Origin of the sequence: Paenibacillus paludis, assembly GCF_042610515.1 — a bacterium.
Classification (GTDB): domain Bacteria; phylum Bacillota; class Bacilli; order Paenibacillales; family Paenibacillaceae; genus Paenibacillus_AQ.
This window is the reverse complement of record NZ_JBGJZP010000014.1, coordinates 102,967-123,137: the sequence shown is the minus strand read 5'-3', so window position 1 is coordinate 123,137 and position 20,171 is coordinate 102,967. Positions and strand designations below refer to the sequence as shown.

The window sequence follows — 20,171 nt, the reverse complement described above, 5'->3', positions numbered from 1 at the left end:
TTTCAAGCTCCATACAAGTGACAAAACAAGAGTTTTAGTAAAAGTAGAAGATCAGAAAAGCTAATGTACTAACACTCTTTAGAAGCTCTCTTACACTTTAAGGGATACAAGCGGATAGTCGAAGCGCCAGAGCATAAACTGGCGGTAATGTTGATGCACTAACGCTCCGTGGTTATTGAATTTGGGGCATATACATTTAGTTTCCATCGAGCAGTTACTTATGTTGTATTATACCGATCCTTAGGTCAGCATAAGATCAAAAAACCTATTTTGACACAAAGGAATTAAACGATTCTATATTTGTTTTCTCCACACAAATTTATTAACTATCCCAGTGTAGCTTTGAATTATTTTCACAACTTTTGTGCTCACATTCCTATCAATGTAATTAGGAACATTTTCGCCACACTCATTATTTTTATTCATATTCACAGCCATATCTACTGCTTGTAAAACCTCAATAGCAGTTATACCGCCAATAATCAAATTCCCTTTATCCAATGCCTCTGGGCGCTCAGTGCTAGTTCTTATAGACACAGCAGGGAATTTAAAATACGAAGCTTCTTCTGCTGTAGTGCCACTATCAGATACCACACAGAAGGCATTTAGTTGTAAATTAATATAGTCAGAGAAACCAAACGGTTCGAGACTCCGGACATTTTCATGAAATTTGAAGTCGCGCTTCTCAATAAACATTTTACTTCTAGGATGAGTACTATAAATAACAGGCAAATTGTATTTTTTCGCCATTTCATTCACTGAATTCATTAATTCAAAGAAGTTCTCTTCATTATCAATGTTTTCTTCCCGATGAGCTGATAAAAGTATGTACCCACCTGATTTCAACTTCAAAGTCTCAAGAATTTCACTTTTTTGAATCTTATCAAAATTTGTAGCTATCACTTCTGACATAGGAGAACCAACAACGAACACTCTTTCCTTGGAAATGCCTTCATTATGAAGGTAATTCCTAGCATGCTCCGTATAGCATAAGTTCACATCACTTGTATGATCAACAATCCTACGGTTGATCTCTTCAGGAAGGTTTTCGTCAAAACAGCGATTTCCAGCTTCCATATGAAACACAGGGATTTTAAGTCTTTTAGCAGAAATAGCACATAAGCAAGAATTAGTGTCTCCCAAAACTAAAACAGCATCCGGTTTTTCTTGTACCATTAAAGAATATGAGTTGGCTATTACATTTCCTATTGTTTGACCAACATCATTTCCTACAACATTAAGATAATAATCAGGTTCCCTAATTCCTAATTCCTCAAAAAAAACTTGGTTGAGGGTATGATTATAATTCTGTCCAGTATGAACGAGTATATGTTCAAAATATTTATCACATTTTTTCATTATCTCAGACAACTTTATTATTTCGGGACGAGTGCCCACAATTGTCATTAACTTTAATTTATGCACTTTATGCCCTCTCTCTAATAAAATAGTGTGGATAGAGTTCTTTATGAGATTCTATCCATTCTCGCATTTCAACAATCATTTCTTCATAACTAGGTACTTCAAATGAAAAATCAGTTCTATTGTTTATAAGCGATTTATCAATAATTAGATTTTCGCTTGGTAAAATAATTTTCTTATCACTTCTCATGTGTTTATTAAACAAATTCAACAAATCAAATTTATTAATTCTTTCATTATTCACCAAGTTATATAATCCCGACAAATTCTCTTCTATAGCCTTATCAATTGCTTTTGCAAGAGTTATTGTAGTTACTCCTGTCCAGATGGCTTTAACAAAACCATATATCTGTCCCTCTTGCTTCATAAACCAATTAAATAGTCCTATACCTTCTACATTTAAATCAGGGCCAATTATTGAATTTCTAAAAGTCAAATCTTTTTTATTATTCTCAATTTCCCCCAGCGCTTTAGATCTATCGTAAAAAGTTTCACCGTCTCTTAATGAATTTTCAGAATAGCCACCATCTTTTCCTGAAAAAACACAATCTGTACTCATATGAATAATTTTCGTTTTAGTATTTGCAGTTATAGAGCTTAAATAGTGTGGCAGATAGCTATTTATTAACACCGCTGAAGATTTATTCTCATCGGCATTTGAATTTAGAATTCCAACCGCATTAATAATGCTGTCAAAATCACCTTCTTCAACAACACTTTTCAAAAAAGTGAAATTCGTTATGTCACCGACAATATTTTTACTATATTCAAACTTTCTTCTGCTGAATACAGTTACATCATGACCTACCTCTTTTAGATATAGTGAAATTGTATGTCCTGCCATGCCAGTTCCACCAAGAACAAGTATTTTCAATTATCCCCCCTCCAATTTCCAAGCTCTTCTTGAATATAATCTAACTCGAGTAGTTTCTTTTTTATTCCATTGATGTCTAATCTCACTGTATTGTGAGAATTATAATCCTCAAAATTCTGTATCTGATCATTACCCTGTATAAAATACTTGTCATAATTCAAATCGCGTTTATCAGCAGGTACTCGGTAAAAGCCTCCTAGATCCTGAGATACCAGATGCTCTTCTTTAGTTAATAGTGTTTCATATAGTTTTTCCCCATGCCGAGTACCGATAACTTTTATTTCATTATCGGCATTAAACAATTCTTTTATAGCTTGCGCTAAATCTCCTATTGTAGAAGCCGGTGCTTTTTGAACCATAATATCTCCTGCTTCAGCGTTCTGGAATGCAAAAACTACAAGTTCCACTGCTTCTTCTAGGCTCATAAGAAATCTTGTCATATTAGGATCAGTAATTGTTAGTGGTTGCCCACTTTTAATCTGTTCAATAAAGAGTGGTATAACCGAACCTCTAGAAGCCATAACATTTCCATATCTAGTTCCACATATTAATGTCTTGTCTGGATTGACAGCATTCGATTTTGCCACAAAAACCTTTTCCATCATTGCCTTAGAAATCCCCATGGCATTGATTGGATAGGCTGCTTTGTCAGTCGATAGGCAAATGACTTTTCGAACCCCCATTTCAATGGCTCCTGTTAATACATTTTCTGTGCCGAGTACATTAGTTTTCACAGCCTCCATGGGGAAAAACTCACAAGAAGGAACTTGCTTCAAGGCCGCTGCATGAAATATATAATCCACGTCATGCATAGCATTTTTAACACTTGCTAGATCACGAACATCTCCTATATAAAATTTAAGTTTATCATTTTTATATATTCTTCTCATGTCATCTTGCTTTTTTTCATCTCTTGAAAAAATCCGTATTTCTTTAACTTCAGAATGCAAAAACTTTCTCATTACTGCGTTCCCAAAAGAACCTGTTCCTCCAGTTATCAATAAAGTCTTGTCTTTGAACATTACTTATATCCCCCTATTTATCTCAATAATTCATGTATCTTAGCCTTTAATTCCGTCATTGCATACTCTTCAGTATGATACTTCATAGTGTACTCAAAATTTGCAGCACCTAATGTATTAAAGAGTTCCTGGTTACTTTCAACCTTTATAATTGACTCAGCCAATGCTTGTGGATTATTGGGTTCAAAAGTAAGACCATTTATACCGTTAACAACAAACTCACGTATATTAATAAAGTCTGTAATTATTACAGGTTTTTTTTGTACACCTATTTCAAAAGCCGGTCTAGCTTGATGAGGTTTGTTCATTGGAAACACAAGTACATCAGAAGCGGAGTATAATGTCGATACATCATTTTGAACTCCAACAAATTGGATAAAATCATTTAGTTCATGCTTATTAATATATTCTTTCATTGATTCAGAGAATTTTAAAGAACGTCTTTTAAACAATTTTGATAAAACTCCATTATTTCTTCTGTTGATACTATCAAAGTCGTTTCCTGCTACAAGCAGTTTTATATTTTTATCTTTTAAATAAGTTAATGCCTTAACAGCTATATCAAACCCCTTCAACTTGTCTATTCCACCAACAAATGCAATATTGAATTTTTTTGGTTCAACCTTTAATTGTTCGCAGGCCCGATTTCTACCTTTTTTATCTGAATACTCCTCTGGAAATAGAAAATCTGGTGATACAATTGTTGAAGTACATTTTAAATTTGTTTGTTCTAGATCATACTCCGATAAAAAAGAAACCAACGAAAATCTCTCCAACATTCTTTTCATAATTTTGTTGATAACATTAGATTCTTTACCTTCTATTGTCTCACGAACAAAACAAAGGCTTTTGGTTTTTTTAAAATACTTCCCCATCCAACAAAGTACCTTTGAGTTGACAATGACTAAATCCGGCTTTTCTTCATTTATAACTTTTTTCCAATATGATGACTGGGTAATAGCACACATTATTAAATACCAAAATCCAGGCCTAAATATGTTGCTCCCACCACTGTAGTATGGTATTTGGCCACAAGTGAATGAATATGTTTTTGGTACTAGCCCCTTATCCAAAAGAAAATCATTTAAACTAGGCGGATTATCGGGAATATAAGTAACAACATCAAATTCTTCCTTTAATGACTGCCATGTATTAAATAAACTAATTCCTGATCCACCAATTGTACTCCAATGATGTATTAATAATATTTTCTTTTTCATAAGTCTCCACTTTTCATATTCAAAATATTTTTTATTATGGAACCTAATTACTAAGATTATCTATTTTAAATATAGTTCCGTAAGATCCATAATTTCACTTGTGAAAAACGAATAATATTTTAATATACAAATTAATAGATTAACAATTAGAATAGAATGGCATAGCATTTGCTTTTCATTAAACTTGTTTATCTATCTACATAAATTGATCGCCGTAAACAAGAAATATATGAGAGAAAATCGGGTTGAAGCTGCAATAAAACCCATGATGAAAACTCTCACTACTCATACTTTTTATTTTTTTGTGATATTATCCAGCATATTATAGATATCGCCAGCTATTTTCTCGGCATTCTTGTTATGAAGAATAAATTCTCGGGCGCTCTGCCCCCATTCAAGTCTTTGCTCATCTGATAAATTTATGACCTCGTTCATTTTTGCTTTTAAAGCCTCTATTGAATCATTTTGTACATAATAAATATATTCGTCATATTCATCTGGAATGCCATCAAGCTTATAAGCAATTAAAGGTACACCAGACAGCAAATATTCCATAGTTTTAAATGGAAAAGAGTATTTAGTGAATTCCTCATTATTGGGTCTTGGATTAATTAATACAGTTGCACTTTTTTGTATGCTTTTCGCTTCTTCGTTAGTTACTTGTCCTAAAAACTTTATTCTCTTGTCTTTTTTTGCGTATTCACTTACTATTTCTGCTGCATCGCCTCTTCCACAAATCTTTAATACAACGCTAGATTGTTCTAATTGATGAAATGCCTCTAAAAGATTTAATATTCCGAATTTTTTATTTAAGGTTCCTGTATATGCAAATACTCTTTCTTCAGAGTTACTACTTTTTATATTTGAAAGTAATTCAATATTGTTATTCTGAATATTCACAGCACCTTCCACAACAATGCATGGTTTTTCTTTTACCCGCAAAGGAACTTTCATATATTTAGTTATTAATATAAAAGAATCCACATGTTCAAGATTACTTTCGAATATTTTAATATCCAACTTTTTTGTTTGAGTATAAACAAGGGATTTTTTCTCCCTCAGGTTCATATACTGCGGCAAATCAGGTACCATAAGACAAATATGCACCGATGGATCTTTTTGTTTAGCATAAACCGCAGCTTGAAGAAAAGGTGAATGCGGAGAATAAACTAAGATAACCTTTTGATTTGCTTTGTCAGATATAAATTGCGTTAATTGTTTTATTAGATTCCTTTTTCTTGAAATATTTCTATAACCCCACAAATTCACAAATGGAACATAATCACCAGTAATTTTTTCTTTATATACATGGTGATAACCATTAATAAACAAGCTGTTGTATTCCTTGGGAAAGCTACCAATGAACGGTGCAGACAAAATCTTTATATCCAATTTCGGTATTTTTAACAATCCATCTATCAAGGTCCACTGAAATTGATTAGCGGCGTATTGTACTCCACCTTTTGATTTCTCTATTATCTCTGGTTCTTGTTCTTGAGAGAAGACTCCACCTAAAAATAGCATTTTCATAATTCCCACCCGTTTCCAAACAAATAATACTTGCAAGCAATTCATTTTCTGCTATTTTCGACAATATTTAATCTACTTAAAATGAACTTAAGGAGGTTATGTCTTAACGTACATGTTTCATAAAGAAGCTTTACTGGAAGAACGTGGTATAAATTAATGAGAGAGATATTGTTTGTCACATCATGCTTGAGCCAATTTCATAGCACTTCGACTGGGTAGAGTTATGGACTTCTCTTCAACATAAATACAAGAGAAAGTTGCGGTTCGCTTAACTTGGTATAATTCGTAATTCCAACAATAGTTTTACTGATTATTCAAAGTAGAAAAACACACACAAAGTGTTCAATCTTCTTGATGAATCCGAACAATTAGATATAGTTAACAGACGTGAGCTCTTCGTCCACTTCATAGCTTTCGTAAGTTGCTGTACAGTTTTTTACACCATCGTCGTAAATTTCGACCTTTGGATGGATTTTCTATCGTTCACCCAAATTAAATTAAATTAAATTAAATTAAAAATTCATTTTATATAATTAATTAAGACATTAATCTATCTATTAATTCTAAAATATTACGATATGTTTTTTTTCTATTAAATAGTTCTTCGGCTAAATTACGAGAATTTTGCGCCATCTTTTCTTTCTTGTCAGTTGAATCTTTATAAACCTTCTCTATAGCAAGAGCTAATGAAAATTTATCTTCCGCCTCATAATTATACCCAATGTTCCAATCTTGAACTATTTCAATAAACTCTTTATTGGTGCTGCCGTTTATAATAGGAACTTTTGCCGAGACATAATCGCCAATTTTGTTTGTTATACTTTGTGCTGCATTTTTTTTAATTGCATTTACAAGGAGATCAGACTTTTTTAAATAAGCCCCCATTGTTCCATAATCCACCCAACCAGTAAGATCAGCTTTAATTTTGTATGTTGATACTAATTCAATAAGTCTCTCTTTCTGTTCACCACTACCTAAAATAATTAACCTCACATTATTAATGCCCTTGGAGTTCACTATCCCTATGGCTTCAACTAAAGTTTCTAGATCATAACTTAAATTTAGTGAGCCAGCATAGGTAACCCAAAATTCATTTTCATCCTTTTGTACATTTCCACTTTTTTTCAATGCTTCAATATCAAAATGTTCTAGATCTGTTCCAATATAAACTGCTGTAGCTTCTTTATACCGTTTATTCACATCTTTAACTCTCATTGCATAAGTATTAGAGACTGCTATAATACCATCAGCCATTTTATATGCTCTATCAATTTGAAGTTTTAAAGGGAAAAATATAGCATCTGATATGTAAGGCAGACTCAAAACCGTCTTCATCGCTTCAGGCCAAAGGTCTTGTATATCTATTACAAAAGGAATGTCCAGTTTACGGGCGAATTCCCCTGCAACCAGCATTCCTTCTGCAGGAGGTCCAGCACAATAAATAAGGTCAAATGATTCATTAGTTTCTTTTAGCCATTTTTTTAAGTTTTTCGCGAATATTCTTTGACTAATAATTCTTTTAAAGCTTACCGTATTTTGATAACCTGGATCATCCAATAATTTAATTTTGTAAGACAAACTTAAAGTTTCAAATGATGAATCCCTCTGTTTCTTATCCAAGTCACGAAAACGACTTGTAACTTGAGTCACATCATATCCAGATTCGGCAAGCATTTCACAAATATATTTAAATCTGCTTCTATTATTACCTGCCTCTCCAGGTAATTGAGTAAATTGAGCTATAACTAGAATTTTTTTCACTATATCCACCTATCTTGAAAAAGTATCCACTATATCTTTAATGGCCTCAATCACACTATTCGCATCTTCCATACTCATTGAAGAATATAATGGAATGGAAATTATATTTTCAAACCAATCTTCCGTCAATGGCAAATCACCATCTTTATATCCATATCTATTTCTATACGCACTCATTAAGTGTACTGGAATAAAATGCACACTAGTGCCAATATTCCGTTCAGTTAACTCCTGTATAAACTGATTTCTATCTATATTCACGACTTCTGAATTGATTTTTATTAAGTATAGATGCCAACTATGCGTTGTTGTATTTTCTTCGATTGATGGAAGCTCTATCCCACGAACCTTTGACAATGCATTATTGTAAAGATCGGCAATATCGCTACGTTTGTTTTGCATTTCTTCCATGCGCTTTAATTGTACCAAGCCTAATGCTGCCTGTAGATCAAACATATTGTACTTATAACCGGGTTCTTCGATATCATACATCCAAGAACCTCCTTTGGCGTATCTGTTCCATGCATTTTTACTCATTCCATGAGTAACAAGCATCCTAGCTCTATCTGCAATTTCTAAATTATCAGTAACAAGCATCCCGCCTTCCCCGGTTGCTAGGTTCTTGGTAGCATAGAAACTATATGAAACAGTTCCTTTGGGCTTGTAACCAATTGGATTTCCTTTATATTGTGTATATAATGCATGTGCCGCGTCTTCAGAAACAAATAGATTATATTCATCTGCGATTTGATATATCCTATCCAAATCACAAGACTGACCAGAATAATGAACGGGAACGATTGCTTTCGTTTTTGGTGTTATTTTTTTCACAATTTCTTCAGGGTCAATACATCCTGTGTTTGGATTGATATCTGCAAATATAGGAGTAGCCCCTGTGTGAATAATGGTGTTGGCAGACGCAGAAAATGTCATTGAAGTTGTAATTACTTCGTCCCCTGGTCCTATGCCTGCAGCCAACAATGAAATATGTAATGCAGCAGTAGCTGAATTCATTCCAACTGCGTATTTTGCCCCAACGTAACTAGCAAATTTCTTCTCAAATTCAATAGTCCGTGGACCCTTAGCTAACCATCCTGATTTCAAAGTATCAATTACCTCATTAATTTCTTCATCAGTAATATCAGGTAAACAGTAAGGTAAAAATTTCTCTCTTTTGATATGGGTCATCCTTCAATACTCCCTACATTAGTTTAGATTTAGGCCAATAATGAAAAATAGAGTTTTTACTTTCGAATTGAAATCCATTAGTAAAATAAAAATTCATTGCTGGTATATTATCAATCTGAGTTCCTACAATAATATATTTAATACTTTTTGTTTCGAGGAATATCTCAAGTTTATATATTAGCTTTTTCCCAATTTTTTTGTTTTTGTACTTGTTATTCACAGCCAACAATTCAATGCTAGCTGATAAGTCACTTTCATTTATTGAGAACAATAGAAATCCAACTATCTCATCTTCGTTTGTATATGTAACAAAGTATTTCCCTTTTTGTTCAAATGCATTTTTTACCCATTCTGAATAAATAGCTTTCTTTTTATCATCATTTATATTACTGTCATTAAAAAACCTTGAATAGCTAAAAGCATTGTCAGCTATTTGAATTATATCTTCATTCCATAAAAAATTATCGTCCACACTCACAGAATTTATATTTTTTTCTAAAGAAATAGAAATTTTCTTTTTAAATTTGCAATTTAAATCTGTAAGGAATGCTGTAGTATTTCTACCTATCCAATTATTATTATTATTATTATTATTTAAATTGTTAATAGTAACAAACTCATATTCCACAAGTTTATTAAGCAAAAATATCCATTCTATTTCTGAAAGCTCGTTTTTTAAAATCACTCTCGCTGATTTACATCCAAAATAACTAGTATCCCATCCTAATTCTTCTAAAACATAAGAAGAAGGAGCAGCTTCAATTTTATTTAGATTGTCCGGCACTGCTGCCTCCTCCATTCAGTTCTTGTGAATAAACACCCTTTTGAAAAAAAATACTTTTAACGGTTTTTAACAATATTCTCAAATCAAACAAGAATGAAATTTCTTCTACATAATATATATCGTTAGCAATTCTTTCTTTCCAAGAAATATTATTTCGAAAGTAAGCTTGATTATATCCACTTATACCTGGTAGAACTTCTAATCTCTTTATATCCCCATCCGAATAGTACTTTAGTTGTTCTGAAAGGTCAGGCCTTGGTCCAATAAAGCTCATATCCCCAAGAAGCACATTAATTAATTGAGGCAATTCATCTACACTGGTTTTCCTTAATATCTTACCAATTCTAGTTAGTCTCGGGTCATCATTTGAATTAAATGTTGATCCATCAGAGTTCCTAATATCTGGAGCATTCATTTTCATAGATCGAAATTTATACATTTTAAAATCATTACCATTCTTACCTAAACGGTTTGCATAATAAAAAACCTTTCCTCCATCCTCCACTTTTATCACTACAGCCACAATAAGCGTTATAACTAAAAAAAACGGGAATAGGATCAATGAAAATACAATATCTAAGATCCTTTTAATGAATTTTTCGTACATCTATATCCTCCCGATTTAAGACGATGATTGAGTATAAAGTCAGTTTCCTAGTCCTTCAGCTAATCTTCTCCCAGCCTCAAGCTCTGCATCAAACGCACTTCTATATGATGCGATAATATCCGTGTTATATCCATTATCCTTCAACTGTTTCTCTGCATCCGCCACGATACTGTTAAAGCTTGCGGTAAAATTATTAAGTTGAGAGAGACCCTTTGCTTTTATGCTCGCTTTACTAGCTTCATCAGTGGCCGCCAAGTATTCAAATGCTGTACTCACTAATGTAGATTGGCTTTGCGATCTTAGCGCACTGAGCTTAGACTCTGTAGCGCTAGTAATTGATTCATATGAAACTTTACTGGAAGAAGCAGAGCCAGCAGAACCCGCCCCTGTTGACGATCCGGATGGCAAGTTGTTAGTTGAATTAGTTGAATTACCATTTGACGAATCTGTAGAACCTGAGTTGGATTTGCCTTGATAGCCGTCAGATACAGCTGTAATTGTCTTCGTTTTTTGATCCCATTTAATTTCATTTCCTACCGACTCGGACAGGAACCGCAAAGGCACATACAAAGTTCCATTGAACATGTAGCTGGATTGCCCGCTTGGTAGTGCCTTAGAAGATCCATTAAACACATATTTGGCATTGACTTGATTCAGCACGAAACTCTTTCCTGTGACTGTAGAGATATTGTTATTCGTATTATTCATTAAATATTCTTTGATCACTACCAGTTCAGAACCCGTTGGTTCAGAAACGGTGACTTTTAGATTTTTAGCATCCCAAACGACATTTTTTTGTAGTGCATATGAAACAAATCTTAAAGGTACATAAGTACTGTTATTATGGATAAATACAAGTTGACCCGAAGGAGTGGTTAAACTTACTCCGTCAAAAATCATCTTTACATCCATCGTTTGAACTTTGACTGTATTCTCTACTTTTGCTGTCGTAACCGAAGCAGCCGACACGAATACCGGGGCAGAAGCTGTTAATGGTGCTACCCCAATTAAAGAACAGAGCAGCAGGGTAGCTGCTGGAATTTTTATTTTCTTCATCATCATTCACGTCCTTCTTCTTGCATTTCTTGTGCTTGTATTTGCTGTTCTTCAGCAACTACCTGATCATGGCTCAAACCTCGGCTTGCTCCATATTTCTTTGCTATATCCGACAGTTCGTTATATTGTTCTGCTGATACTTTGTCCAAAATAATTTGCCGAGCTTCCCGCTTTTCTTCTGGCGTTAAACCCCCACTAGCCAATTCTTGCAATCTTTTAATGTCAGAAAGACTTAGCTCTCCAAGAACAATTGATGTAACATCCGCCTTATCTTTCACCGTAACATTCTCTTGAATTTTCTTTGCTTTATCTGTCGACACTTGAGCGGAGTATTCACTAAGGTTACTTTCCACATCTGTCGCTGGGCTGCTTGTCGGATTACTTCCCACATCTGTCGTCGCTGGGCTGCTTGTCCGTTGACTTGTTGCTGCGGTGTCCTTACCGCTACCGCTTGAAGACAAAGGATTGGGAGTACTCTCTGGCGATGCCGTCGATTGATCTGTAGACTCACCAGCAGCTGATGTTTTCTCCGGAGCAGCAGATTCTAACGTTGCATTTTCATTAGGCTCATTAGCTTCAACTGGAATCTCATCTGTAGGCGCTATGGTTGGCTCTACTGAAGCGTTTGGAGTATCCTCTGTCTCCAAATCAAGTCCATCCGCCATCGAAGTCATTAATCTGTCGATAGCATAATTGGCAGCAAATAATCCTCCTATGGCCAGTACTAGAATTATTGAAAGTGACCAAGCCAAGACTTTCTTCCATCTCTTGTTGAACATAGTAATCCCCCCGCAAATAATAGTTAGCTAATAGCCGCTTGAGCAACCGGCTGCATAGGGACAATCTGATTAATAACCTCGCGAATCGCACTCGGTTCCTCAGCCAATACACGCTCCAGCCGTTTAAATTCTAATTCCAGCTGATTTTGACTAATCACATTGGGTCTGCCAATAAATATCCGATCATGCTGTGTAGAGCCTAGATTTTCTTCATCTGTTAGCAATTCTTCGTATAGTTTCTCTCCTTCTCGAATCCCCGAGAAAGTAATGTCAATATCCTTGTAAGGTTCATATCCGGATAATGTAATCAGATCTTCAGCCAAAGTTAAAATCCTCACTGGTTCCCCCATATCCAATACAAACACTTCCCCGCCTTTGGCAAAAGAACCGGACTGGATGACCAATTGTACAGCTTCCGGTATGGTCATAAAGTATCTAACCATCTCGGGATGAGTTACAGTTACTGGACCACCTACAGCGATCTGCTGCTTAAAGGCGGGAATCACACTGCCACGACTGCCTAATACATTGCCAAAACGCACGGCCGAAAATTTAGTCTGACTTGTTGTATTCAAGCTCTGTACGTACATCTCAGCAATACGTTTAGTCGCCCCCATCACACTAGTAGGATTAACGGCCTTGTCTGAAGAGATCATTACAAAACGTTCTGCACCAAACCGGTCAGCACCATCTGCTACATTCCGGGTACCAAACACATTATTCTTGATGGCCTCCGAAGGATTCCGCTCCATTAGAGGAACGTGCTTATGCGCTGCCGCATGAAAGACAACATGCGGTCTAAACGTACGAAATACATCCATCATTCGATTACGGTCCTGCACATCAGCGATCACTGTAACGATCTCCAGTTCAGGGAAATTCTTACGCAGTTCCATTTCAATAGTGTAGATACTGTTTTCGCCATGTCCAAGCAACAACAGCTTGTCTGGAGCAAATGGAGCAACCTGGCGGCATAGCTCAGATCCAATTGATCCTCCTGCTCCAGTAACCATAACTGTCTTATTGTGAACATAGCCCAGGATACCATTCAGATCGGCAACTATAGGCTCCCGCCCCAACAAATCTTCAACGCTGACATCCCGCAATTTTTTAATAGATATTTTGCCAGCAATCAGATCATTCAAAGCTGGAATTATCTTTAATTTCGCACCTGTCGTTTTGGCAAGATTAATAATTTCAGAGATTTCTGTTCTGGATACAGAAGGCATCGCAATAATAATCTCATGAATGTCCTTCTCCTTAACGAGTCGAGGCAGATCATATCTATTACCTAAAACCGGAAATCCCAAAATCGACATATGATATTTATTCCTGTTATCATCTATGAAACCAATTAATTTTGTTTGAGCAAAAGAGGGGCCCATCATCTCTTTAGCTATCAGCATTCCGCAATCTCCAGCACCTACAATCAATGAATGAATCTCAGTTTCTTTATAGTTGATCCGTTCATTGCGGAAAACCCTCCATAAAAAACGAACTCCCCCAACAAGCACTAGAGTAGTTTCTAAAACTCTAACTTCAACTCCAAAAGGTACACGCGCCGGAAGAAGTAACAGTGCAACTCCATAAGAAATCAAAGCTCCAACAACTATCGCCTTAAAAATAGATACGATTTCTCCAATACTGGCATACTGCCACATGCGCCGATACAAGCCAAAGTAAATCAAGCTACCACCAATGGCAATAGTTGAAATCACTCCAAATTGCACCATTTGCAAAAGGTATTCATGTGGGATTCCGTCATAAAACCGGAACATATAAGACGTCACAATACTAAGCCAAATAATAACCAGATCAATTAGGAATAACAAGAACACTCTGGATTTCGCTGTCATTTTTAGTGCCTCCAAAAATAACAATTTTCTCTACAGTACATTAATTTCCATAGTAGTAATAATAGTAGCCCTCGCTGGCTTTGCGTTTGACATTATTGAGTACTACACCCAGCATTTTAGCGCCTACACGATCCAGATTTCCTTTAGCTTTGGCAGCAATATCCCGTTTGACCTTGCCATAACTCACTACCATAATGACTCCGTCACTCTTAGAAGCGACAATCTGCGCATCTGTAACAGCCAGTAATGGAGGTGTATCAATCAGGATCACATCAAAGTTCTGTCTTAGTTCTTGAATTACCGTGCTCATCCGATTTGAAGCCAGCATCTCTGCAGGATTTGGAGGAATGGGACCAGAAGTCATCAAGTAGAGATTATTGACTCCAGACTCCTGAACCACTTCTTTGAGTACAGCCTGTTGAGATAACAGCGAGGATAACCCGTAACGATTACTTAGGGAAAATGTCTTATGGGCTGTTGGTTTGCGTAAATCTCCGTCAATCAACAGAACTTTCTTGTCGGCCTGAGCATATGCAGCCGCTAAGTTGGCTGAAACAGTAGATTTCCCTTCTTCCGGACCTGAGGAGGTAACCATAATTACTTGAATCTGTTCATCTACGGAAGAAAAATCAATATTGGTACGAAGCGCGCGAAAAGCTTCAGAAATAGGCGAACGAGGGTTCGTCACGGTAATCAGATGGCGTTGTTGATTATTTGGTTGCTGGGACATGTTCGAGTTCCCCCGCCTTTCTGGACAATAACTGTGCTTGTGTTTCGGTTCCTTTGCCCTCTTCTTGACCCACTCTTGTGATCATAGCAATTGTTGGCAGACCGAGATATTTCTCAATGTCCTCTTCCGTCTTCAGCGTATCATCCAAATAATCCAGCAGGAAGGCTATCCCGAGTCCTATCATCAACGCAACAATAAAAGCTATGGCAATGTTCAGCACAACATTGGGTTCAACCGGCCCCGGCGCAACAGGCGGGTTGGTCTTGGCTTCATTTAGAATGGATACGTTCTGTACATTAAACAGTGAAGGGATTTCTTGCTTGAACACAAGTGAAATGGCATTCACAATTTCTGCAGCTCTCTGGTATGAATTATCTCGAACGACAAGTGTCATCACCTGCGTATTATTTACGGAACTCACGTTTACTTTCTTCAACAACTCCTCCGCAGTGATATTAAATTGCGGATAGTTCTTGGCTACGACTTCTAGAATCGCCGGCGTCCTAATAATTTCCTTGTACGTATTAATCAGCTGTATATTCGTGTTGATTTGGTTAAGATCAAGCTGACCTACCGTAGATTGTGTAGGTGTCTGATTCACAATAATCTTCGTGGAAGCCTCATATACGGGATTCTTGATATACAAACTGTAAATTCCGGCAAGAATACATGCCACTACTACAACACTAACAATTAACCAAACTCTTTTCCTGACGATCTGAAAATAATCGCGAAGATCCAATTCTTGTGCTGACAAGTGAATTTCCCTCCAAGCTGTTTCTGTAATATTTCAATCCACGCTAAAAAAGTGCCCCCTCTCACGTAGACGAGAGGAGGCTCTCCACTTGCTTATTGCTTACTTGAAGTTAATTGTACGATAGATAATTACTGCAGCTTCTGCACGGCTAGCTGTGTTCGTAGGGTTGAACTTACCAGCATTACCGATTACCAAGTTATTGCTAGCTGCGAAAGCTACTCCGTCTTTCAGTGTAGCGTTGATCTTGGCAGCATCAGTGAATTTATTCAGAGCCGAAGCATCTGTCTTTGCATCTGGATGAGTCAATTTCAATGCACGGGAGATCAGTGTTGCCATCTCAGCGCGCGTAATTGTTGCGGTTGGATCGAATGTAGTTGAAGTGCGGCCTTGGATAATGCCCTTTTCTGCAGCAACAGCTACATATGGTGCATACCAAGCAGTAGAGCTCACATCACTGAAGTTTTCAGTTGCTGTGCTATTCTCCAAGTTCAACGCACGAACCAGCATCTTGGCGAATTCCGCACGGGTAACATTGTTCTTAGGAGCAAACTTACCATTTCCGATACCTTCAATCGCACCCTTAGCAGCTACAACTTGAATTTGTCTTCCAGCCCAAGCTTGAACTTTAGCAATATCACTGAAGCTTACTTTGTTCTCAAGTACAGCATAGGAAGAGAATGTATCACGTGGTTCAACGATATGTTCGCCATCCAACACGCCGCCTTGGAATTGCAGATCACTGTATACAACTTTCGCTACAGACAACAGTTCTTTATCAAGACCTGTAGTATCCTTAAGTGGTAGTTTAATAGTCAGTGGTTGTTTAAATGTTGTTGTAGCCACGCCACCAACTGTCAAACCGAAGTCGTATACTTTAGAAGCCAGTTTCAACTTGGAAATCGAAGTTACCGTAGCATCTTCACCTGTTGTAGTAGTCAAAGTAACAGCATCGCTGAATTGTGCTACAGGAATAGTTACAGTCAATCCGTTAAAAGTAATAGCAATGTTTGCGATACCTTTAGCTTTAGCTGCTTCAATAATGACTTTGGACAATGGAACTTTTACAGTCTTAGCATTCACTGTTCCGAGGTTCAAAGTGAGGGTAAGACCGGTTTTTCCAGGGTTTGCAGCCAGAAGGGCATCAAATGCTTTGAGTACATCGGCGTCAACCAGATTCAATGTAGCCACATCGCCCACAATGCTTACAAGCTTGGATACATCATAGATACCGGGAGTAGCAGTAGGATTAGTGACTACTGTACCACCAGTACCGCCACCGTTATTACCGCCATTGTTACCGCCATTGTTACCGCCAGCTTGGAGGTATGTGTTGTAATATGCTCTTGCAAGTACCAATAGCGCAGCTTTTTCTTTAGTAACAGATGGTTCATTTTGCAGCTTGTTTTTCACTGCTGCAAGATCCGCTCTGGTCACTCCGAACTTATTGAGTCCGTTAAGCACACCATTAACAGTAGAGGAACCCACTGCAACTTTAAGAGTAGCTTCTTTGGCTTGTTTGAAAAGAGCACTGTTCTCGTCTTGCAATGCTGCAAGAATCACAGCTTCACTTTGTCCCTTGAAGAGAGGAATCAGTGTTTGTTCAACACCGTTTGCACCGAAGATGGAAGTGTATACTTCATCAACAGTTAGGTTAGGCAGGCCAATTTCTCCAGCAATCTTCTTCACCAAGTCTTTGTAAGCTTGGTAGTTCTCAGACTTCTGAATGTCAGTTACTGCTGAATACTCAGGAGTATATACAGATGTAACGATCTCCACATAAAGTTTGTGTAACAGAGATTTGTCAGCCTGTGTCAGGAAAGTCAACTTATCCGTCACGGGAGCAAAATCCGCTTCCAATTGTGCTTGAGTCAAGCCTTGAAGCTCTCCACGGAAATCACGCAGGATTTGTTTGTCCGGTTCTGCCAAAGTTGCATACAACACATTAGCACGATCTTTCAAAGCTGTAAAAATTACGTCATTGCTAGATGCCGCAGATGCAACGCCACTCAAATGTTTAGCCAAACCTTGGCTGCTGAAAGGGAAGCCTGCTACAGATGCTGCTGCCATACTTACTGCTAGTGTTGATACTGCTAATTTTTTCTTCAAAGTCACTTTTCATCCACCTCTTTGTATGTAGTATTGAATCTGTTACTGCTGTTGCTGTTAGAATAGGTCATACTAAGTCAACTCTATTCAAATAAAATGTAACAATAACCCAGTATTACCCATTCTACCACTATTCGAGAGATTGGTCACGCTTTACGAGAAAATATTCCGAAGATTTTTTGACTTTTTTTGCGGGAACCCGTATAAAGCACTCGAACTAGCTCCTCGTTGGCGATAATTCTCTGTGAATTGTGGCGAAAACAGTCGGAAACGGCAGCCCCCAGTTCTTTCTCCACAACGTTGTAAGCTTCACTGAGACCAAAGGGTCGATGACGGCTGTCATGCGCATCGGAAGCGATCACATGAACCGCGTTTCTTCGACATAGATCGAGTGAGAGCTTCTGCAGTTTGTTTCCAAAGACTCCGGCAATACTCTGCGCTGTGACTTGCCCTAGTGCTCCCAGCTCTATTAATCTTTCTAATTTGGCGGGATCATCAGCAATTTCAGCGTTGCGCTCCGGATGGGCAATGACTGGGACAATACCTTGAATCATAAGCTCATGGCAAGTTTCCTCCATGCTGCGTGGTACCCTAGAAGAAGGCATTTCTAGCAATATATACTTTGATCCCGCAAGCGTCAGCAACTGCCCTTGTTCCAAATCAATTAGGAGATCCCCGTATATGCGGATCTCCTGACCAGGTAGTACTAGCAGGTTAATACCAGCTTGCTGAAGTCTCTCATTCAGAAGCTGCACAGCTTGTCCAATATTTGGAGCGGGATTCATATATACTCCATTGGCATGGTGAGGTGTAGCTATTGCCGTAGAAATACCATCCTTCTGGGCGTCCTGCGCCATGGCGAGAGCCGCTTCCCAGTCCGCAGCTCCATCATCCATAAAAGGTAAAATGTGGTTATGAATATCTATCATATACTTTTTATCGATCCTTTTCTAGCTTTATTTTATAGATTTTTCGCAAAAACACAACCATTTTACTGGGGAATAATCGCTAGAATTAATGTGTAATTTATTCCTACAATTCCAATTCTATCAAACGCTGGTTTATCGCTGCAAGTTTACCGTCAATTTCACCTATCATTTCATCGCTCTGGACGGTAAGTCTGCAATCTAATAAACTATCAATTTCGAGGCGCAGCGCCGCAATCTCCCGTTCTATAACGTCAGACTTAAAGAGAGTCATCATCTCCGATAAGGACTGTTTATGCTGATAGATTAGCTTGCTGCCATTAGCAGTAAGCTCTGAAATCCGGCGGACCGATCCACTCTCATAATAATACTCCATTGTGAATCCTTGATAAACCCTATTCACTGAACCAGACCCTTTATAAGTGACAAAAAGCTTGCGGACTGCATTATTCAGGTGAGGGTTCACCACCCGGCAGGAAAACGTGCAGATATAGAGATGCCCCCTGCGTTCCACATTGAGACGAATTGCTTCTCCCCCGTTTTCCTCCAGTACAATCTCCTGTTCTCCACCTCCGAGGACCTTAACACGGTGGCTGATATAGCAGGTATCGGCTGTGAGCAGAAACTGGTTCATCTGAAATTCTGTCATTTGCAGAGTTGTATTCACATATTCCGTCGCCAATCGCTGAGCCATAACCATCCCTCTATTCTTTATAGCAATCATTAGATTGATTATACAACGTAGAGCGGCGGGTTTCTCTCATGCTAGAACAGGCTAAAGACCGTTAATTCCCCTTATGGGTTGGAAATGGGAGGATAGGTGAGGAATTCGCATTGATGCTCTGATTTACGCATATTCCCCATATATCAGGACTAACTTATTCTTCAGAAGTATCCTCAGACTGAGACTGAGATGCTTCTCCGGGTTCCTGGCTTTCCTGCTCATCCGCTAGCTCTTCTTCTGAAGGTAGGCAGTATCTCTCAATCAGTTCCCACAGTTCATCTTTGCCGAGACCCAGCTCCGAGGAAAAGGATATGAAATTATCCCCCGGCAATACGCCGAGCTCCTGCTTCATAATTTTGATGTGTTTAGGCCAGCGGGTCTTGGGAATCTTGTCCGCTTTGGTTGCCACCACGCAGAGCGGCAGATCATAATGCTTCAGCCAATCAAACATCATTTTATCGTTACTGGTTGGCGGGTGGCGCAAATCCACTATAAGCAGAATAAGCCTTAGCGTATCCCGCTCTGCCATATACTTTTCGACCATTTTCCCCCATGAGGCACGTTGGGTTTTGGAAACTTTGGCATACCCGTAGCCCGGAAAGTCAACAAAATACATATCTTCATTGACACGGTAATAGTTCATATGCTGTGTCTTGCCCGGTGTGGAGCTTGTACGGGCCAGATTTTTACGGTTAATCATCCGGTTGATCAGGGAGGACTTCCCTACGTTGGAGCGCCCTGCCAGAGCAATCTCCGGCAAGGCGTCAACTGGGTATTGATCAGGGCCTACGGCGCTGATAATAAATTCGGCATTGTTAACTTTCATAGG

General features: G+C 37.8%; 18 protein-coding genes. All 18 read right to left on the bottom strand.

All coding sequences use genetic code 11. The features are described 5' to 3' along the window. Positions 1-294: 294 nt before the first annotated feature. The 18 genes from wecB to yihA all read right to left on the bottom strand — a co-directional run bounded on the left by wecB (position 295) and on the right by yihA (position 20,168). Positions 295-1,425, bottom strand: coding sequence for a non-hydrolyzing UDP-N-acetylglucosamine 2-epimerase (gene wecB, locus ACAN56_RS23825; protein ID WP_379145992.1), 1,131 nt, complete (start codon positions 1,423-1,425; stop codon positions 295-297). 1 nt (position 1,426) lies between these two features. Then, positions 1,427-2,296, bottom strand: coding sequence for an SDR family oxidoreductase (locus ACAN56_RS23820; protein WP_379145991.1), 870 nt, complete (start codon positions 2,294-2,296; stop codon positions 1,427-1,429). Further along, the gene (locus ACAN56_RS23815) at positions 2,293-3,318 is read right to left on the bottom strand and encodes a polysaccharide biosynthesis protein (protein ID WP_341095809.1); all 1,026 of its coding nucleotides are present in this window, start codon (positions 3,316-3,318) and stop codon (positions 2,293-2,295) included. Before ACAN56_RS23815 ends, ACAN56_RS23820 begins: the two co-directional genes overlap by 4 nt. A gap of 17 nt (positions 3,319-3,335) precedes the next feature. Beyond that, positions 3,336-4,538: a glycosyltransferase gene (locus ACAN56_RS23810; RefSeq protein WP_341095810.1), complete on the bottom strand. Its 1,203-nt coding sequence runs from the start codon at positions 4,536-4,538 to the stop codon at positions 3,336-3,338. A 294-nt stretch (positions 4,539-4,832) separates the two neighbouring features. After that, positions 4,833-6,068 carry a glycosyltransferase gene (locus tag ACAN56_RS23805; RefSeq protein WP_379145989.1) on the bottom strand — a complete coding sequence of 412 codons (1,236 nt, stop codon included), beginning with the start codon at positions 6,066-6,068 and terminating at the stop codon, positions 4,833-4,835. Between the two features lie 537 nt (positions 6,069-6,605). Further along, positions 6,606-7,829 (bottom strand): glycosyltransferase family 4 protein, encoded by a 1,224-nt coding sequence (locus tag ACAN56_RS23800; RefSeq protein WP_379145988.1) that lies wholly within the window; start codon positions 7,827-7,829, stop codon positions 6,606-6,608. A gap of 9 nt (positions 7,830-7,838) precedes the next feature. Further along, positions 7,839-9,017: a DegT/DnrJ/EryC1/StrS family aminotransferase gene (locus ACAN56_RS23795; RefSeq protein ID WP_379145987.1), complete on the bottom strand. Its 1,179-nt coding sequence runs from the start codon at positions 9,015-9,017 to the stop codon at positions 7,839-7,841. A 13-nt stretch (positions 9,018-9,030) separates the two neighbouring features. Then, positions 9,031-9,801, bottom strand: a complete 771-nt coding sequence (locus tag ACAN56_RS23790) for a GNAT family N-acetyltransferase (RefSeq protein WP_379145986.1) — start codon at positions 9,799-9,801, stop codon at positions 9,031-9,033. Further along, complete coding sequence (locus tag ACAN56_RS23785; protein WP_379145985.1) at positions 9,782-10,408, bottom strand: sugar transferase; 627 nt, start codon at positions 10,406-10,408, stop codon at positions 9,782-9,784. The genes ACAN56_RS23790 and ACAN56_RS23785 overlap by 20 nt, the downstream gene beginning before the upstream one ends. Before the next feature lie 39 nt (positions 10,409-10,447). Next, on the bottom strand, positions 10,448-11,470 hold the full coding sequence (locus ACAN56_RS23780; RefSeq protein WP_379145984.1) for a stalk domain-containing protein: 1,023 nt from the start codon (positions 11,468-11,470) through the stop codon (positions 10,448-10,450). Beyond that, positions 11,467-12,243: a hypothetical protein gene (locus ACAN56_RS23775; RefSeq protein ID WP_379145983.1), complete on the bottom strand. Its 777-nt coding sequence runs from the start codon at positions 12,241-12,243 to the stop codon at positions 11,467-11,469. The genes ACAN56_RS23780 and ACAN56_RS23775 overlap by 4 nt, the downstream gene beginning before the upstream one ends. A gap of 23 nt (positions 12,244-12,266) precedes the next feature. Then, entirely contained in the window at positions 12,267-14,099 is a 1,833-nt protein-coding gene (locus tag ACAN56_RS23770; RefSeq protein WP_379145982.1) for a polysaccharide biosynthesis protein, read from the bottom strand. Positions 14,100-14,139: 40 nt separating this feature from the next. Further along, positions 14,140-14,829, bottom strand: a complete 690-nt coding sequence (locus ACAN56_RS23765) for a CpsD/CapB family tyrosine-protein kinase (protein ID WP_342480569.1) — start codon at positions 14,827-14,829, stop codon at positions 14,140-14,142. Further along, positions 14,810-15,586 (bottom strand): YveK family protein, encoded by a 777-nt coding sequence (locus tag ACAN56_RS23760; protein ID WP_379145980.1) that lies wholly within the window; start codon positions 15,584-15,586, stop codon positions 14,810-14,812. The genes ACAN56_RS23765 and ACAN56_RS23760 overlap by 20 nt, the downstream gene beginning before the upstream one ends. Before the next feature lie 99 nt (positions 15,587-15,685). After that, positions 15,686-17,698 carry an S-layer homology domain-containing protein gene (locus ACAN56_RS23755; protein ID WP_379145979.1) on the bottom strand — a complete coding sequence of 671 codons (2,013 nt, stop codon included), beginning with the start codon at positions 17,696-17,698 and terminating at the stop codon, positions 15,686-15,688. A gap of 140 nt (positions 17,699-17,838) precedes the next feature. Next, entirely contained in the window at positions 17,839-18,621 is a 783-nt protein-coding gene (locus ACAN56_RS23750; RefSeq protein ID WP_379145977.1) for a tyrosine-protein phosphatase, read from the bottom strand. A gap of 103 nt (positions 18,622-18,724) precedes the next feature. Further along, positions 18,725-19,312, bottom strand: a complete 588-nt coding sequence (locus ACAN56_RS23745; protein ID WP_379145975.1) for a non-ribosomal peptide synthetase module — start codon at positions 19,310-19,312, stop codon at positions 18,725-18,727. A gap of 184 nt (positions 19,313-19,496) precedes the next feature. Next, a complete protein-coding gene (yihA, locus tag ACAN56_RS23740; RefSeq protein ID WP_379145973.1) occupies positions 19,497-20,168 on the bottom strand; it encodes a ribosome biogenesis GTP-binding protein YihA/YsxC in 672 nt (223 codons plus the stop codon). Positions 20,169-20,171: the final 3 nt, after the last annotated feature.

Coding starts and splice junctions, on each gene's coding strand:
- ACAN56_RS23815 (WP_341095809.1), bottom strand. CDS start 3,318: ATGTTCAAAGACAAGACTTTATTGATAACTGGAGGAACAGGTTCTTTT.
- ACAN56_RS23810 (WP_341095810.1), bottom strand. CDS start 4,538: ATGAAAAAGAAAATATTATTAATACATCATTGGAGTACAATTGGTGGA.
- ACAN56_RS23805 (WP_379145989.1), bottom strand. CDS start 6,068: ATGAAAATGCTATTTTTAGGTGGAGTCTTCTCTCAAGAACAAGAACCA.
- ACAN56_RS23795 (WP_379145987.1), bottom strand. CDS start 9,017: ATGACCCATATCAAAAGAGAGAAATTTTTACCTTACTGTTTACCTGAT.
- ACAN56_RS23785 (WP_379145985.1), bottom strand. CDS start 10,408: ATGTACGAAAAATTCATTAAAAGGATCTTAGATATTGTATTTTCATTG.
- ACAN56_RS23780 (WP_379145984.1), bottom strand. CDS start 11,470: ATGATGATGAAGAAAATAAAAATTCCAGCAGCTACCCTGCTGCTCTGT.
- ACAN56_RS23775 (WP_379145983.1), bottom strand. CDS start 12,243: ATGTTCAACAAGAGATGGAAGAAAGTCTTGGCTTGGTCACTTTCAATA.
- ACAN56_RS23770 (WP_379145982.1), bottom strand. CDS start 14,099: ATGACAGCGAAATCCAGAGTGTTCTTGTTATTCCTAATTGATCTGGTT.
- ACAN56_RS23765 (WP_342480569.1), bottom strand. CDS start 14,829: ATGTCCCAGCAACCAAATAATCAACAACGCCATCTGATTACCGTGACG.
- ACAN56_RS23750 (WP_379145977.1), bottom strand. CDS start 18,621: ATGATAGATATTCATAACCACATTTTACCTTTTATGGATGATGGAGCT.
- ACAN56_RS23745 (WP_379145975.1), bottom strand. CDS start 19,312: ATGGCTCAGCGATTGGCGACGGAATATGTGAATACAACTCTGCAAATG.
- yihA (WP_379145973.1), bottom strand. CDS start 20,168: ATGAAAGTTAACAATGCCGAATTTATTATCAGCGCCGTAGGCCCTGAT.